Origin of the sequence: Williamsia sp. 1138 (genome assembly GCF_002095435.2) — a bacterium.
Taxonomy (GTDB): Bacteria; Actinomycetota; Actinomycetes; order Mycobacteriales; family Mycobacteriaceae; genus Williamsia.
Genome location: NZ_MJEJ02000050.1, coordinates 235330 through 250984, shown reverse-complemented (window position 1 = coordinate 250984; position 15655 = coordinate 235330). Strand labels below are relative to the sequence as shown.

Genomic DNA, 15655 nt, shown 5'->3' with positions numbered 1-15655 from the left:
TACCTACCATGTAGGGAGAACCCGGAGGACCGGTGAGGGCGGGTCGCACGTTCGGTGGGAGTATTGAAGCCGATGACCGGCAGTGTGAAGGTGAGGAAACGCGTGGGTGGACTACGACTCATGGCGGTGCATGCGCACCCCGACGACGAGTCCAGCAAAGGCGCGGCCACGATGGCCAAATACGCCGCGGACGGCCACGACGTCCTGGTGGTGACACTCACGGGCGGTGAGCGAGGCGACATCCTGAATCCGGCGATGGATCTGCCGGGGATCAAGGAGCGGATGCCCGAGGTCCGTCGCGAGGAGATGGCCAAGGCCGCTGCGGCGCTCGGTGTGCAGCAGATGTGGCTCGGTTTCGTCGACTCGGGACTTCCCGAGGGCGACCCGCTGCCGCCGCTGCCGGAAGGTTCGTTCGCCACCGTGCCACTCGAGGTCTCGACCGAGGCCCTGGTCCGCGTGGTCCGCGACTTCAAGCCGCACGTGATGATCACGTACGACGAACTGGGCGGTTACCCGCATCCCGACCACATTCGCGACCATGAGGTCTCGATGGCCGCCTACGAGGCCGCGGGCGATCCAGAGAAGTTTCCGGACGCGGGCGATCCGTGGACTGTGTCGAAGATCTACTACACGCACGGTTTCATCCGCGACCGCATGGTGCTGTTCTCTGACGAGTACGCGAAGATCGGCAAAGAGAGCCCGTTCGCGGAATGGCTCTCGAAGTGGGATCCCGAGCGTGGAAACCTGATGGGCCGAGTGACCACCCAGGTCACCTGCGGCGATTACTTCCCGCAGCGTGATGAAGCGCTGCGCGCCCACGCCACCCAGATCGATCCGAACGGCGTCTTCTTTGCCGTGCCCATGGAGTGGCAGCAAAGGCTGTGGCCGACAGAGGAATTCGAGCTCGCGAAGACGCGGGTGAAGACCGCGATACCGGAGACCGACCTGTTCGCCGGTATCGATGCGGCGATTGCGGCGGGAGCGTCAGAATGACCACCACGCTCGCCGCGGCCCACGTCACGACCGTTCTCGCCAAGACCGAGGGGCCGGAATTCGGTAAGGCCTCGCCGATGGGCCTGCTCGTGGTGCTGCTGCTGCTGGCTGGGACCGTCTTCTTGATCTGGTCGATGAACAGGCACCTGAGGGGGCTGCCGAAGAAGTTCGACTGGGACAACCCGGAGGCCGACCAGGCCGCCGACGACGGGACCGACGGTGACCCGCGGCAGCAACAGCCTCGCTGAGGCGACCAGCCCGTACCTTCGCCAGCACGCCGACAACCCGGTGCACTGGCAACAATGGAGTCCCGACGCCCTGGCGTGGGCACGTGAACGCGACGTGCCCATCCTGCTGTCCGTCGGCTACGCCGCATGCCATTGGTGCCACGTGATGGCCCACGAATCGTTCGAAGACCCGGCCACTGCGGCGGTGATGAACCGGGACTTCGTCTGTATCAAGGTCGATCGCGAAGAACGGCCGGACATCGATGCCATCTACATGAACGCAACGGTCGCCATGACCGGCCAGGGCGGCTGGCCAATGACGTGTTTCCTGAGCCCGGGTGGCGAGCCCTTCTATTGCGGGACCTACTTCCCGCCTGCCCCCAGGCAGGGCATGCCGTCGTTCATCCAGCTGCTCGAGGCGATCGCTCTGACGTGGACTACCAAACGCGCCGAGGTCGACCGGGTCGGGTTGGCCGTTACCGAGCAACTTCGGGCAAACGCTGCCGGTCTTCCAGACCCGCAGCACGCGCTTCACGAGGGGTTGCTGACGACAGCCGTTGCCGACGTTCTGCGCGAGGAGGACATCGTTCACGGTGGCTTCGGCGGCGCCCCCAAGTTTCCTCCTTCGGCGTTGATGGAGGGGCTGCTTCGCGAGTACGAGAGAACAGGTGATCCGGCCGTGCTGGCCGCGGTGAACCGGACCGCCGATGTGATGGCCCGGGGTGGGATCTACGACCAACTCGGTGGCGGATTCGCGAGGTATGCCGTCGACCAGGACTGGGTGGTGCCGCACTTCGAGAAGATGCTCTACGACAATGCGCAACTACTCCGCGTCTACGCCCATCTCGCGAGGGTCACGTCTGATCCCCTGATGCGCAGGGTGACCGATGAGACCATCGCCTTTCTCCGGCGCGATCTCGAGGTGGTGGGCGGGTTCGCATCCGCGCTGGACGCGGACACCGACGGGCACGAGGGGCTGACCTACGTCTGGACGCCGGCCGAACTGGCCGAGGTCCTGGGTGACGCCGACGGGCAATGGGCCGCAGAGCTTTTCACGGTCACGTCGACGGGGACGTTCGACGACGGTGCCTCGACCCTGCAAATGCGCTCTGATCCCGACGATGTCGACCGCTTCGAATCCGTGCGCGCGCGATTGTGGGCGGTGCGCACTGCGCGCGCACAACCGGCTCGCGACGGCAAGGTGGTGACCGGCTGGAATGCCATGGCGATCACCGCGCTCGCCGAAGCCGGCGCCGGGCTGGACCGGCCGGAGTGGATCGAGCTGGCGGCCTGGTGCGGCCGCGAGATCCTGACCCGTCACCTGGTCGAGGGGCGGCTACGGCGTTCGTCGCTCGACGGTCTCGTGGGGGAGCCGCTGGCAGCGCTCGACGATCACGGGGCACTCGCGACCGCCTTGCTGACGCTGTACCAGGTCACCGGTGAGCGGCCGTGGCTCGATGCGGCACTCGATCTGCTGGACAACACGATCGACCTGTTCGCCGATCCGGAGGCGCCGGGGTCGTGGTACGACTCGGGCTCCGACGCCGAAGGCCTGCTCGCCCGGCCGCGTGATCCGATCGACGGCGCGACCCCCGCAGGCACCTCATTGATCGCCGAGGCGCTGCTCACCGCGGCGCCGCTGACCCCGATCGACCGTGCCGGCCGGTCCGCCGGCGACTACGCGGCTCTGGCCGATGACACCCTGGCCCGCGGCGGTGTGCTGCTCGACAAGGTGCCACGCTCTGCCGGGCACTGGCTCGCGGTGATCTCGGCGCGGCTCGCCGGGCCACTGCAGGTTGCGGTGTCGCAGTCGGGACCGGGACCGAGCGAGCTGTTGGTCCACACCCGACGACGTGTTCCAGGCGGCACTGTGGTGGTTGCCGGACCAGTTGATTCTCAGCCCTTGCTGGCCGGCCGACCGATGGTCGATGGACAGGCGGCAGCCTACGTGTGCCGGGGGTCGGTCTGCGGGCTACCCGTGACCACTCCTGCGGGCTTGGCGGCGGCGCTCTCCAGTACGCCGGCGAATTGATCCATGGCCCAGTCGATCTCGTCGATCGTGATGACGATCGGCGGGGCGAATCGAAGAGTCGAGCCGTGGGTGTCCTTGACCAGTACGCCACGTTGAGCGAGTTTCTTGCACAGGTCCTTGCCCGAACCGAGGGCCGGATCCACGTCGACCCCCGCCCAGAGACCCAGGCCCCGAACCGACGTGACCCCACTGCCCACCATCGCCGTCAGCCTGCCGTGCAGATGCGCACCCATCACGGTTGCGCGGTCTTGCCAGTAACCGGTTCCCAGCATGCTCACGACCGTTGAACCGACCGCGGCGGCAAGGGGATTGCCACCGAAGGTGGAACCGTGTTCGCCAGGGGCCAGGACCCCGAGTACGTCGCTGTTGCCGACCACGGCCGACACCGGTAACACGCCGCCGCCGAGCGCTTTGCCCAGTGTGTACAGGTCCGGCACCACTGCCCAGTGGTCTGAGGCGAACGTCGCGCCCGTTCGCCCGAGACCTGACTGGATCTCATCGCAGATCATCAAAACCCCTGCAGTGGTGCAGAGTTCGCGAATCTTAGGAAGATAGTCCGGTGGCGGCACGACCACTCCTGCCTCGCCCTGGATGGGTTCGATCAATACCGCGACAGTGGTGTCGTCGATTGCTGCAGCCATGGCATCGGCGTCACCGAAGGGGACGATCCGAAAGCCCGGGGTGAAGGGGCCGAAACCACGGCGCGCCGTCTCGTCGTCGGAGAAGCTCACGATGGTGGTGGTGCGACCATGGAAGTTTCCCGCAGCCACCACAATCGAGGCCTGATCGGTCGGCACGCCCTTGACATCGGTACCCCACTTGCGGGCGATTTTGATCGCGGACTCGACTGCTTCGGCGCCGGTGTTCATCGGTAGCACCATGTCTTTGCCGCACAGTGTTGCGAGGTCGCGGCAAAACGGTCCGAGCCGGTCGGAATGAAAAGCCCTGCTTGTCAACGTCAATCGGCTCAGCTGGTCGGTCACCGCAGCGATGATCTCGGTGTTCCGGTGTCCGAAATTGACCGCGGAGTACCCGGCCAGGGCGTCGAGGTACCGATTGCCTTCGACATCGGTGATCCAGGCACCCTCGGCCGTGGCTGCCACGACGGGCAGAGGTGAGTAGTTGTGCGCGGCATGGTCGTCGACCATGGCGATGTGCTCGCCTGAGCTGAAGACCGGTCCGACGGCGCTGGTGAGATCGATGCTCATGACGGTGTTCCCGTTCTGCGTAGTTCGAGAGTGCAACACTTGACCCCGCCACCGCCCTTGAGGAGTTCGGACAGGTCGACCTCGATGACGGAGAATCCGGCTCCGGCGATGGCGGCGGCCAACTCCGGTGCGGCGTCGGTCATCACAACATTGCGCCCATCGGACACGAGGTTGAGTCCGAGCACGGCGGCATCGGACTCGGACGCGATGACTGCATCGGGATACAGCGTGGCCAAGGTGTCCTGGGCGGCCACCGAGAACGCGTCGGGGTGGTAGGCGATGGTCTCATCGTCGAGGACCGCGATGACGGTGTCGAGGTGGTAATAGCGCGGATCGACGAGTTCTAGGCTGATGACCGGCATCCCGGTCAGCCGCTGAACCTGTTCGTGCGCAGCGTGGTCGGTGCGGAACCCGGTTCCCGCGAGGATTCGATCGCCGACAACGAGAAAGTCTCCCTCACCCTCGTTGATGCCGTCGAGGTGATGGACCGGGCCGACCCCGGCACCCGCCAGCCACGCCGCATACGCGGGACCCTCCGCTCGCCGTTCGTCATGCCGGAACCGGGCGGCGATCGCGACGCCTCCGGCGACGAGGCCGCCGTTGGCGGCGTAGACCATGTCGGGGAGGCCGGGCTGGGCGGGTACGAGGTCCACCGTGTGCCCGAGGTCGAGGTATGCGCGCCGCAGGCGCTCCCATTGCGTCACCGCCAATGACGTGTCGACCGGGATCGCCGGATCCATCCACGGGTTGATGCTGTAGCTGACCTCGAAGTGGGTCGGAGTGGTCATCGCGTAGGCGCGCGGCCGGAAGGTTCGTTCGCGGGGATGGAGGGGAGCGAGATCGGTAATGGTCACCTGTTGATCGTAAGAAGGGTTGAACGCGCAATCAATCGACGGGCATTGCGTCTGTACCCGTCATCTGTTGTGTCTTCTGGCAGAATGACGGGATCCATTGCGTGTGGGCGGACGAAACGCTGAGGAGGCTGTTCATGGCGGCGCTCGACGAACTCGATGAGTCGATTCTGGCGTGCCTGACGCGTGACGCGCGTCAGACATATGCGCAGATCGGCGAACAGGTCCGGCTGTCGGCGCCGGCGGTCAAACGACGCGTTGACCGGCTCATCTCGTCCGGGGTCATCCGAGGCTTCACGGTCGTCACGGATCCGGCGGCCTTGCAGTGGACTACGGAGGCGTACGTGCAGGTCTTCTGTCGGGGCACCATCGCCCCGGACATCTTGGCGCGCTCATGGGAACACATCACCGAGGTGGTCAGCGCAGCGACGGTCACCGGTCAGGCAGACGCGATACTCCGCGTGGTTGCGCGGGACGTGCAGCATCTCGAAGCTGCGCTCGAGCGCATTCGGGCCGCCGAGACGGTCGATCATTCCGAGAGCATCATCGTGCTCTCCCGGGTGATCGACCGGGGTCAACCGTGACGGCTCCGCCGCAACGGACGACGTGAAGGCGAACTACCCACTGCGGCGCGCTCGTGCTACATTGGCCGACGTGATCATCCGCGTACGTGCCTATTGGCGCTTTATCGAGGCTCCGGGTGGAGCCGCCGATACAGCGCTACGCTGACGCGCAACAACACCCGGAGCCCCGAGCAGTGACCGATCACGGTCGCTGCTTTTTCTATGTCAGGGCACCCGGACGACCGTGTTGAGGTGCCCGCCGAATCAGGAAGGCACACAACATGAGTAGCGAACAGGGAATCCTTTCCGGACCCCAGACCTCCGACCGTCGTATCCGGTCGTTCCGCGAGATCCCGTCGCCCGACACCGTGCGGTCGGAGCTGCCGCTGACCGCCCGCCGCGCGGAGGTGGTCCAACGTGACCGCGACGAGATCGCCGCAATCCTTGCCGGCCGCGACGACCGATTGCTGGTCATCGTGGGTCCTTGCTCCGTTCACGATCCGATCGCAGCCCTCGATTACGCCCGTCGCCTTGCGCCGATCGCGACCGAGCATGCTGATCGTCTGAAGATCGTTATGCGGGTCTACTTCGAGAAGCCGCGCACCACGGTCGGTTGGAAGGGTCTGATCAACGACCCCGGTATGGATGGCAGCTTCGACGTCGAACGTGGCCTGCGCGTAGCTCGTTCGCTGCTGCTCGACATCATCGACCTCGGGCTGCCCGTCGGTTGTGAATTCCTCGAACCCACGAGCCCGCAGTACATCGCCGATGCGGTGGCGTGGGGCGCGATCGGCGCCCGCACCACCGAGTCCCAGGTGCATCGGCAGCTCGCCTCGGGCTTGTCGATGCCCATCGGCTTCAAGAACGGCACCGATGGCAACATCCAGGTCGCCACTGACGGTGTGAAAGCCGCAGCCGCAGAACACGTCTTTTTCGGCGTCGACGATTTCGGTCGGGGTGCGATCGTCGAGACCGCGGGCAACACCGATTGCCACATCATCTTGCGTGGTGGCACTGGTGGGCCGAACTTCGACGCCGCATCTATCGAGGGTGCACTCGACTCTCTGGCCAAGGCGGGTCTTCCCGAATTGCTGATGATCGACTGTTCGCACGCCAACTCTGGCAAAGATCACATCCGGCAGGCCGGGGTCGCCACCGAGATCGCCGCGATGATCAAGGGCGGTCAGAAGGGCATCAGCGGTGTGATGCTCGAGAGCTTCCTCGTCGCCGGTGCCCAGTCGACCGAGGCCACGCCGCTCACCTACGGCCAGTCGGTGACGGACAAGTGCATGGACTGGGACGCCACCCTCGAGGTGATCGGAGCCCTCTCGGCAGCCAAGCGCTGCTGAGCAATCCCTCCAAACGCTCCACAAATACAAGGACGCGCCACAAATAAGTGGCGCGTCCTAGTATTTGTGGAGCGTTTGCGGCTACTGGAACAGGACGAGCCAGACCGCTATGTAGTGCACCAGTGCGGCGATGACGGTGCATGCGTGGAAGAACTCGTGGTGGCCGAAGGTGGTGGGCCACGGGTCGGGCCAGCGCGTGGCGTAGAGAATGCCGCCGACCGTGTAGAACAGGCCGCCGACTGCCAACAGCACGACCACGGCGATCCCGACGGAGTCGATCAGCGCTGGGATCACCGCCACGATCGTCCACCCGAGAAGAATGTAGAGGGGAACTCCGAGCCAGCGGGGGGACCCGGGCCAGAGCACTTTGAGGGTGACCCCGGCCAGCGCTCCGGACCAGACGATGGCCAATACGATCACCTGTTCCGGTGGCTCCAGGCCCATCACGCAGAAGGGGGTGTAGCTGCCGGCGATGAACACGAAAATCATCGAGTGGTCGGCGCGTTTCATCCACGTTCGGGCGACGTCGGAGGTCCAGTCGACGCGGTGGTAGGTGGCGCTCACTCCGAACACCCCGCACACGGTGAGGGCGTATATCCCGCAGGCCAGGGCCGCCATGGGCCCGACCAGTGCCCAGGCCACGGTGACCAGCACCACGCCGGTGAGGATGGCGGCAAACCCGGCGTACAGATGAATCCATCCGCGCATCCGCGGCTTGAGTTCGGCCAGCAGTGCCAGTTCAGATTCGACCACAACTTACGGTACCGTAGGTTTTGGTCCTGCGGCGCGGTCGCCGCGTAAGGTGTAGCGGGTGAAGCTCATTCCCGACACCATGCGTGGACCCATGTACCGGGTCTACGAACGTCGGCTGACGCACTATCTCGATCCGTCGAGATACCCGCGACACATCGCGATCATCTGCGACGGCAACCGCCGGTGGGCCCGGGCGGCCGGTTTCGAAGACGTCAATCATGGCCATCGCGTGGGCGCGCAGAAGATCGCCGAGGTGCTGCGTTGGTGCAGCGAGCTCGACATCGAGACGGTGACGGTGTACTTGCTCTCCACCGAGAATTTGAGCCGCGACTCCGACGAATTGGGCGCACTCCTGGAGATCGTTCCCGACATCGTCGAAGAGATCTCCGCCCCCGGCCAGCCCTGGCGGGTGAACATCGTCGGCGCGCTCGATCAACTGCCCGATCAGGTCTCGGCGCGGCTCAAGGCGGCGCAGCAACAGTCCTCCGGGCGTACAGGACCCAACGTGAACGTGGCCGTCGGCTACGGCGGGCGGCAGGAAATCGTCGACTCTGTCCGATCGCTGCTCGCCGACCGGATCGCTGCCGGTGATACGCCCGACGAACTGGTCGACGCAGTGACCGTGGAGGCCATCGACCAGAACTTGTACACCCGGGGACAGCCAGACCCCGATCTCGTCATCAGAACATCAGGGGAACAGCGGCTTTCGGGATTCCTGCTCTGGCAGAGCGCGTATTCGGAGATCTGGTTCACCGACGCCTTCTGGCCGGCGTTTCGGCGCGTCGACTTCTTGCGTGCCTTGCGCGATTACGCAGCGCGGAGCCGCCGCTTCGGAAAGTGACGGAGTCGCTAGATCTTGCGCAGCCGCACCCGGTTGATCGCGTGATCGGCGTCTTTTCGCAGCACCAGCGTGGCGCGAGGGCGGGTGGGGAGGATGTTCTCCACCAGGTTGGGCCGGTTGATTCCGTTCCAGATGTCTCGCGCGGCCAGCGTCGCCTGGTCGTCGGTCAGAGACGAGTAATGGTGGAAATGTGACTGCGGGTCCGCGAAAGCTGTTGTGCGCATTGCCAAGAAGCGGGTGATGTACCAGTCCTCGATGTCTTCGATCCTCGCGTCGACGTAGATCGAGAAGTCGAAGAGATCCGACACCATCAGCCTGGAGCCGGTCTGGAGTACGTTGAGACCCTCGACGATCAAGATGTCGGGTTGCTGCACATGATGTTTGGTGCCGCGGACGATGTCGTAGGAAACATGTGAGTACACGGGAGCGGAGACGTCCCGTGCACCCGACTTGACCTCTGTGACGAAGCGCAGCAACGCCCTGCGGTCGTAAGACTCCGGAAAGCCTTTGCGGTGCATGATTCCCCGACGTTCGAGTTCGGCCGTCGGATAAAGGAAGCCGTCAGTGGTGACGAGGTCGACCTTGGGGTGACTTTCCCAGCGCGCCAGCAGGGCCTGCAGTACTCGCGCGGTGGTCGACTTCCCGACCGCGACGCTGCCGGCCACACCGATGATGAACGGCACCTGGCGTTCGGGTTGCCGTTCCCCGAGGAAGGTCGATGTCGCGGCGAACAGGCGCTGCCGCGCGGCCACCTGCAGGTGGATCAGGCGCGACAACGGGAGATAGACGTCCGCGACCTCGGTGAGGTCGATCTGCTCGCCGAGACCGCGCAATTCCCGGAGTTCACCTTCGGTCAGCACCATGGGCATCGACTGGCGCAGACCACGCCACTGTCGTCGGTCGAGTTCGATGTACGGGCTCGGCTCGGTTATCCGTGACATGTCAACACTCGATCCGTGCGGCCCCTGGCATGCGTTCAGTGTTGCGAATGGGTCTTGAAGAGGAAACGTCGGGGTGGTTTCGGTAGCGTTTGTGCCCATGACCACCGACGCGTTCGTCGAGCAGTATCTGCGACTCGGATTGGCCTTCGACCGTCTCGAACCGGGGTTCGTCGATGCCTTCACCGGGGATCCGTCGCTGCGGCGAGAGATCGAGAATGCTCCGGCACCCGATCCGAGAGCGCTTGCCCGGCAGGCGGCTTGGTTGCGCACCGAACTCCCGGGTGCCGGACTCGACAAGTACCGCACGGAGTTCGTCGAATCGGCGCTCACCGCGCTCGAATGTTCGGCCCGAAAGTTCGCGGGCGACGACATCGGATTCGTAGACGAGGTACGCAGCTACTTCGACGTCGACATCGAGATGGGCGATCCCGAGCTCTACCGGCAGGCGCACGCCGACCTCGATGCCCTGCTCCCGGGTACCGGCGACCTCGCGGTCCGGTACGCCGCACATCGCCGCTCCGAAGAGATCCCGCGCGAGAAGATCCCAGACGCCGTGTCCGCGTTCAGCGGAGCGCTGCGCGAGAAGGTGCGCGGCACGTACCCGCTTCCCGATGCCGAGATCGTCGAGTTCGAGGTGGTCTCGGACAAGCCGTGGTCGGGGTTCAACTATTACCTCGGCGATTACCGTTCGCGGGTTGCGATCAACGGCGACCTCACCCAGTACATGTCGTCGTTGCCCCACCTGATCGCCCATGAGGCGTACCCGGGCCATCACACCGAGCACTGCAGAAAAGAACAGTTCTTGGTCGGCGCCGGCCAGCACGAACAGTCGATATTTCTCGTGAACACACCACAGTGCCTGATGGCGGAAGGACTCGCCGACCACGCACTCGTGGCAGCCATCGGACCCGACTGGGGCGCGTGGGCGCAGGAGATCTACGCCGACCTGGGACTGCGATTCGACGGGCAACGCGCGGAGGCGATCGGCGCGGCCACGGGGGGACTGCTCGGGGTTCGGCAGGATGCCGCGCTGTTGCTGCACGATCGCGGTGCAGATCAGGACTCTGTGGCCGCATACCTGCAGACGTGGCTGCTCGCGACCGACGAACGGGCCCGGCAGATGCTTCGGTTCCTGTCGTCGCCGCTGTGGCGCGCTTACATCAGCACCTATGTCGAGGGATACCGATTGCTGGGCGCATGGCTGGATGTCGCACCCCCAGCCGATCGCCTCGGCCGGTTCGGTCGACTACTCGACGAACCGTTGACGCCCGCGGCACTACGCACCGAGCTGGCAGGGGATTAACCCAGGCCCCGGCAGGTCTCCTACACTGGCGGATGCCGAATCTACCGCGCCGCGAGCGTCTAAGGAGACACATGACCGACGTCAACACCGCATCCCTGGCTGAGCTGGACCCGGATGTGGCGGCCGCGATGAACGGGGAGTTGACTCGGCAGCGCGACACCCTCGAGATGATCGCCTCCGAGAATTTCGTGCCCCGGGCAGTGCTGCAGGCCCAGGGCAGTGTCCTGACCAACAAGTACGCCGAGGGTTATCCCGGACGCCGCTACTACGGCGGCTGCGAATACGTCGATGTCGTCGAGGACATCGCCCGCAATCGCGCCAAGGAACTCTTCGGCGCCGAGTTCGCCAACGTGCAGCCACATTCGGGCGCACAGGCCAACGCGGCAGTGCTGGCCGCGCTGATGGAGCCGGGTGAGACCCTCCTCGGGCTGGACCTGGCGCACGGCGGCCACCTGACCCACGGCATGCGGCTCAACTTCTCGGGCAAGCTCTACGAGAACGCTTTCTACGGCGTCAGCAAAGAAGACTTCCGCGTGGACATGGACGATGTCCGCAAGATCGCCCTCGACGCCAAGCCGAAGGTGATCGTCGCCGGTTGGTCGGCATACCCGCGCACGCTCGACTTCGAAGCCTTCCGTTCCATCGCGGACGAGGTCGGCGCGCACCTGTGGGTCGACATGGCGCACTTCGCCGGACTGGTAGCCGCAGGCCTGCACCCCTCGCCGGTGCCCTACGCGGACGTCGTCTCGACGACCGTTCACAAAACCCTTGGCGGGCCCCGCTCCGGGCTGATCCTGGCCAAGAAGGAATGGGCCAAGAAGCTCAATTCGGCCGTGTTCCCCGGTCAGCAGGGCGGCCCGCTCATGCACGTGATCGCCGCCAAGGCCGTTGCGCTGAAGATCGCCGGCTCCGACGAGTTCAAAGAGCGCCAACGGCGCACCCTCGACGGTGCCCGCATCCTGGCCGAGCGGTTGAACGGCGAAGACGTCGCCAAGGCCGGGGTATCGGTACTGACCGGTGGGACCGATGTGCACCTGGTGCTGGTCGACCTGCGCAACAGTGAGCTCGATGGCCAGCAGGGCGAAGATCTGCTCCACCAGGTGGGCATCACCGTCAACCGCAACGCGGTGCCCTTCGACCCGCGTCCACCGATGGTCACCTCGGGTCTGCGTATCGGCACGCCTGCGCTGGCCACCCGCGGATTCGGCGAGGAGCAGTTCCGTGAGGTCGCCGACATCATCGGCACTGCGCTGGCTGCGGGACAGTCCGCGGACGTGTCGGCGTTGCGAGCTCGTGTGTCACAACTCGCGCTCGACTTCCCGCTGTACGAGGGCCTCGAGCAGTGGGGACTCCTGAGCACCCAGCAGTAGGCGGTTTCACATATGCGGGGTCGACCTCTACGCTGTCCGGGTGAATGATCTGACCCAGGACGAGTTGCTCTACGCCTTGGAAAAGGCGATCCCGGAAATCATGGAAGACCACTACGCGGCAGCGTCGCCGTGGAATCCGCACGATTGGGTGCCGTGGACCGATGGACGCAACTTCGCATTCCTGGGCGGCGAGGACTTCGATCCCGATCAGCCGCGGCCGCTGCCCGAGGACGTGACTTCGGCGCTGCTGGCGCTACTGCTGACCAAGGACAACATGCCGTCCTACCACCGGCTGATGGCCCAGAAGGCCTCGATCTTCGGTGCCTGGCAAGAGGTCATCGGCTCCTGGACGGCTGAGGACAACCGGCACGCCATCGCGTTGCGTGACTACCTGGTCGTCTCGCGGCTCATGGACCCCGAAGCTGCCGAGACCTTGCGTCTGCACCACATGACCAAGGGCAAGTTGCAGACGCCGCGTTCGCTCACCGACTACCAGATCCTGGACGTCCTGGCGCTGCTGGCCGTGCACGAACTGCAGTGCGTCGCCTTCGAGGAAAAGCTCATCGCCGAGTCCGACAGCGAGGTGCTCGAGGGCATCGTCAGCAGGATTCTGCACGACGATCGTGTGCAGGCCAAGACGTTCACCGCCTTCATCAACGCCGGAATCGATGCCAACATCACCGAAGCCCTGAAGTCGGTCGACAAGGCAGTGGCCGAGCTGGAACTGATCGGCGCCGACGTCGACAACTTCGGTGAACTGGACGCGATCGCCAAGTTCAACGCCGACGCCACGGGGTTCGTCGCGCGCTCGTTGGTAGCGGACCTCAAACTCCAGAGCCTCGACGGTCTCGACGAGGCAAGCGAAGCTGCGCGCCGGCGAGTGCTGTCGGCCGCAGGCCTGTAGAACTCAGCTCCCGGAGGACGCCGCGACGGATGCCACCGTTGCGGCTGTGATCGCAGCTGTCGCCGCGGCGATGGCATCGGCGACCGCCTTCGCCGCCCAGTCGCCCTCCGCGATCGCCTTCGCACGCTTCTTGAGTTCTCGCCGGGGAACCTCGTCGGTGTCGACTGCCATGTGCGCGCGGTTGATGCTCGAGAGGAGTGCGATCAGTCCGCCGGTCCTGTCGTCGGGCGGGTTACCGTGCACGAGGACCGCGGTGACGTCGCGGCGCAGGTCGAGCTTGTGGCTGCGATTCACCGCAGGCCAGGTGGTGTGGGGAAACGCCCCCAGGATGCGTTCGGATCGGCGTTCGACGAAGCTCATCTTGGCCAGACGTGTACCGAGCTCGTCCTTGAGTCCCTTTCCGAGACGACCGAGCAGGCTCTGAGCAGGACGCTCCTTCTCCGCCACGATGCCGACGGCGCGGCGCAAGACGGGGTCGGTGGCGGCCTCCGCCCGCGCGACCCTGACCTTCGCCGCGGTCCACCTGCTCGGCTTCTTTCCGATGCCGATCGCGTCGATGAGAGCGAGTTCCATCAGGATTGCCCCGCCGAGAACCGTGGGCACCGGCACGGATGCCGGAGTCGTGCCTTTGTCGTCGTCGAGAAGCAGCAACAGCAGGTCTTCGGCGATGAGGGTGCTCATACCTGTCGACGATAGCAACCGACGACCAGGGCAAAATGGCCGCAAAAATACCACCAGTCGCCACGTCGAACAGTTAACCGATTATTCACGGACACGCGCCGGATCCGCCCTGCCGACACGCCGCATGCGGCGTACTTTGGCGAGTGACGGACCGCGGGGAAGTGGTTCGTCCGGGAGGTTCGATCGTTGACTTGCTCACGTGAGTGCGAGAGGACCGGCACCGGTCCTCGTGGAGGCGGCATACCTGCCGACTGCACCGGAACCGACCGGTCCAGCAACACCAGCCTGTGTGGTGCCACCAGGCATAGGAGCCCTTCGTGACCACAAGCGATGCTCGTACCTACGTCCTCGACACCTCCGTGCTGTTGTCCGATCCTTGGGCTGCAACACGATTCGCCGAACACCATGTGATTCTCCCACTGGTGGTCATCGGCGAGCTCGAGGGCAAACGTCACCATCACGAACTCGGTTGGTTCGCTCGCGAAGCGTTGCGGATGCTCGATGATCTGCGGCTGGAGCACGGTCGGCTCGACCGAGAGATCCCGATCGGTGACGTCGGTGGCACAGTTCAGGTGGAGCTCAATCACACCGATCCCTCCGTGCTGCCGGCCGGTTTTCGCACAGACACCAACGACTCCCGAATCTTGGCCTGCGCCTTGAACCTTCGCGCCGAGGGCAAAGACGTGGTCCTGGTGTCCAAGGACACGCCGCTGCGTATCAAAGCCGGCGCGGTCGGGTTGGCCGCCGACGAGTACCACGCCCAGGACGTGGTGACCTCGGGCTGGTCCGGTATGGCGGAGCTCGAATGTGATTCCTCAACCATCGACACGCTGTTCGCCGAAGGGGTCGTCGATGTCGACGGGGCGCGGGACATGCCCTGCCACACAGGAATCCGGCTCCTCGGTGGCGGATCCAGTGCGCTCGGCCGTGTCAACCCACAGAAGCAGGTGCAGCTCGTGCGCGGCGACCGCGAGGTGTTCGGTCTCCGGGGTCGTAGTGCCGAACAGCGTGTCGCACTCGATCTGCTGCTCGACGACAGCGTCGGCATCGTGTCGATGGGTGGCAAAGCCGGTACCGGCAAGTCGGCGCTGGCCCTGTGTGCCGGACTCGAAGCGGTCCTCGAACGACGGACGCAGCGTAAGGTCGTGGTGTTCCGTCCACTGTATGCCGTGGGTGGACAAGAGCTCGGCTACCTTCCGGGCAGTGAGTCCGAGAAGATGGGTCCCTGGGCCCAAGCGGTCTTCGACACCCTCGAAGGGCTGGCCTCGACTGAGGTGATCGAAGAAGTTCTCAGCCGCGGCATGCTGGAAGTGTTGCCCCTGACCCACATTCGTGGTCGGTCGCTGCATGATTCCTTTGTCATCGTCGACGAGGCCCAGTCGCTTGAGCGCAACGTCTTGCTGACGGTGTTGTCGCGCTTGGGATCCGGGTCCAGGGTGGTCCTCACACACGACGTCGCGCAGCGGGACAATCTGCGGGTCGGGCGTCATGACGGAGTCGCCGCCGTGATCGAAAAGCTCAAGGGACATCCCCTTTTCGCGCATGTCACCCTCACGAGGAGTGAGCGTTCACCGATCGCGGCGCTCGTCACCGAGATGCTGGAGGAATTCGCGCCGAACGGGATGTAAGGCCTCACCCA

Annotated in this window: 15 protein-coding genes; 10 read left to right on the top strand and 5 right to left on the bottom strand. The window is 65.0% G+C overall.

Features of this window, described 5'->3' with window-relative positions; translation table 11 throughout:
• The first annotated feature begins 72 nt into the window (after positions 1–72).
• Genes mca through BH683_RS22015 form a run of 3 tightly spaced genes read left to right on the top strand, consistent with a single transcriptional unit; the run spans position 73 to position 3252 of the window.
• A complete protein-coding gene (mca, locus tag BH683_RS22025) occupies positions 73–993 on the top strand; it encodes a mycothiol conjugate amidase Mca (protein WP_084838410.1) in 921 nt (306 codons plus the stop codon).
• A complete protein-coding gene (locus tag BH683_RS22020; RefSeq protein ID WP_084838409.1) occupies positions 990–1241 on the top strand; it encodes a hypothetical protein in 252 nt (83 codons plus the stop codon). The genes mca and BH683_RS22020 overlap by 4 nt, the downstream gene beginning before the upstream one ends.
• Positions 1213–3252: a thioredoxin domain-containing protein gene (locus BH683_RS22015; protein WP_084838408.1), complete on the top strand. Its 2040-nt coding sequence runs from the start codon at positions 1213–1215 to the stop codon at positions 3250–3252. The genes BH683_RS22020 and BH683_RS22015 overlap by 29 nt, the downstream gene beginning before the upstream one ends.
• Here the strand turns inward: BH683_RS22015 and rocD are convergent.
• Both rocD and ddaH read right to left on the bottom strand, forming a co-directional pair.
• Positions 3165–4460, bottom strand: coding sequence for an ornithine--oxo-acid transaminase (gene rocD, locus BH683_RS22010; RefSeq protein ID WP_084838407.1), 1296 nt, complete (start codon positions 4458–4460; stop codon positions 3165–3167). The two genes, BH683_RS22015 and rocD, sit on opposite strands and share 88 nt — an antisense overlap.
• A complete protein-coding gene (ddaH, locus tag BH683_RS22005) occupies positions 4457–5314 on the bottom strand; it encodes a dimethylargininase (protein ID WP_246833519.1) in 858 nt (285 codons plus the stop codon). The genes rocD and ddaH overlap by 4 nt, the downstream gene beginning before the upstream one ends.
• Before the next feature lie 134 nt (positions 5315–5448).
• Between ddaH and BH683_RS22000 the strand changes: the two genes are divergently transcribed.
• Together BH683_RS22000 and BH683_RS21995 are read left to right on the top strand one after the other, a co-directional pair.
• Positions 5449–5895, top strand: coding sequence for an Lrp/AsnC family transcriptional regulator (locus BH683_RS22000; RefSeq protein ID WP_084838406.1), 447 nt, complete (start codon positions 5449–5451; stop codon positions 5893–5895).
• A 260-nt stretch (positions 5896–6155) separates the two neighbouring features.
• Positions 6156–7223, top strand: a complete 1068-nt coding sequence (locus BH683_RS21995; protein ID WP_084838405.1) for a 3-deoxy-7-phosphoheptulonate synthase — start codon at positions 6156–6158, stop codon at positions 7221–7223.
• A gap of 81 nt (positions 7224–7304) precedes the next feature.
• Here BH683_RS21995 and BH683_RS21990 read toward each other — a convergent pair whose 3' ends face one another.
• Positions 7305–7931 (bottom strand): hemolysin III family protein, encoded by a 627-nt coding sequence (locus BH683_RS21990; RefSeq protein ID WP_084838455.1) that lies wholly within the window; start codon positions 7929–7931, stop codon positions 7305–7307.
• A 103-nt stretch (positions 7932–8034) separates the two neighbouring features.
• Between BH683_RS21990 and BH683_RS21985 the strand changes: the two genes are divergently transcribed.
• Positions 8035–8817, top strand: coding sequence for an isoprenyl transferase (locus tag BH683_RS21985; RefSeq protein ID WP_084838404.1), 783 nt, complete (start codon positions 8035–8037; stop codon positions 8815–8817).
• 8 nt (positions 8818–8825) lie between these two features.
• On the opposite strand, the gene coaA is transcribed toward BH683_RS21985, so the two are convergent.
• On the bottom strand, positions 8826–9758 hold the full coding sequence (gene coaA, locus BH683_RS21980) for a type I pantothenate kinase (RefSeq protein WP_084838403.1): 933 nt from the start codon (positions 9756–9758) through the stop codon (positions 8826–8828).
• 97 nt (positions 9759–9855) lie between these two features.
• On the opposite strand from coaA, the gene BH683_RS21975 reads away from it, so the two are divergent.
• The 3 genes from BH683_RS21975 to BH683_RS21965 all read left to right on the top strand — a co-directional run bounded on the left by BH683_RS21975 (position 9856) and on the right by BH683_RS21965 (position 13335).
• Positions 9856–11061 (top strand): DUF885 domain-containing protein, encoded by a 1206-nt coding sequence (locus tag BH683_RS21975; protein ID WP_084838402.1) that lies wholly within the window; start codon positions 9856–9858, stop codon positions 11059–11061.
• 71 nt (positions 11062–11132) lie between these two features.
• Positions 11133–12431, top strand: a complete 1299-nt coding sequence (gene glyA / locus BH683_RS21970; RefSeq protein ID WP_084838401.1) for a serine hydroxymethyltransferase — start codon at positions 11133–11135, stop codon at positions 12429–12431.
• Between the two features lie 40 nt (positions 12432–12471).
• The gene (locus BH683_RS21965; RefSeq protein WP_084838400.1) at positions 12472–13335 is read left to right on the top strand and encodes an acyl-ACP desaturase; all 864 of its coding nucleotides are present in this window, start codon (positions 12472–12474) and stop codon (positions 13333–13335) included.
• 3 nt (positions 13336–13338) lie between these two features.
• Here the strand turns inward: BH683_RS21965 and BH683_RS21960 are convergent, their stop codons facing one another.
• Positions 13339–14016, bottom strand: a complete 678-nt coding sequence (locus BH683_RS21960; protein WP_084838399.1) for a GPP34 family phosphoprotein — start codon at positions 14014–14016, stop codon at positions 13339–13341.
• Between the two features lie 317 nt (positions 14017–14333).
• Between BH683_RS21960 and BH683_RS21955 the strand changes: the two genes are divergently transcribed.
• Positions 14334–15644: a PhoH family protein gene (locus tag BH683_RS21955; protein ID WP_084838398.1), complete on the top strand. Its 1311-nt coding sequence runs from the start codon at positions 14334–14336 to the stop codon at positions 15642–15644.
• Positions 15645–15655 lie beyond the last annotated feature (11 nt).

What these genes read in the sequence shown, in the direction of transcription:
- mca (WP_084838410.1), top strand. Translation starts at nt 73, where the DNA reads ATGACCGGCAGTGTGAAGGTGAGGAAACGCGTGGGTGGACTACGACTC.
- BH683_RS22020 (WP_084838409.1), top strand. Translation starts at nt 990, where the DNA reads ATGACCACCACGCTCGCCGCGGCCCACGTCACGACCGTTCTCGCCAAG.
- rocD (WP_084838407.1), bottom strand. Translation starts at nt 4,460, where the DNA reads ATGAGCATCGATCTCACCAGCGCCGTCGGACCGGTCTTCAGCTCAGGC.
- BH683_RS22000 (WP_084838406.1), top strand. Translation starts at nt 5,449, where the DNA reads ATGGCGGCGCTCGACGAACTCGATGAGTCGATTCTGGCGTGCCTGACG.
- BH683_RS21995 (WP_084838405.1), top strand. Translation starts at nt 6,156, where the DNA reads ATGAGTAGCGAACAGGGAATCCTTTCCGGACCCCAGACCTCCGACCGT.
- BH683_RS21990 (WP_084838455.1), bottom strand. Translation starts at nt 7,931, where the DNA reads ATGCGCGGATGGATTCATCTGTACGCCGGGTTTGCCGCCATCCTCACC.
- coaA (WP_084838403.1), bottom strand. Translation starts at nt 9,758, where the DNA reads ATGTCACGGATAACCGAGCCGAGCCCGTACATCGAACTCGACCGACGA.
- BH683_RS21975 (WP_084838402.1), top strand. Translation starts at nt 9,856, where the DNA reads ATGACCACCGACGCGTTCGTCGAGCAGTATCTGCGACTCGGATTGGCC.
- glyA (WP_084838401.1), top strand. Translation starts at nt 11,133, where the DNA reads ATGACCGACGTCAACACCGCATCCCTGGCTGAGCTGGACCCGGATGTG.
- BH683_RS21960 (WP_084838399.1), bottom strand. Translation starts at nt 14,016, where the DNA reads ATGAGCACCCTCATCGCCGAAGACCTGCTGTTGCTGCTTCTCGACGAC.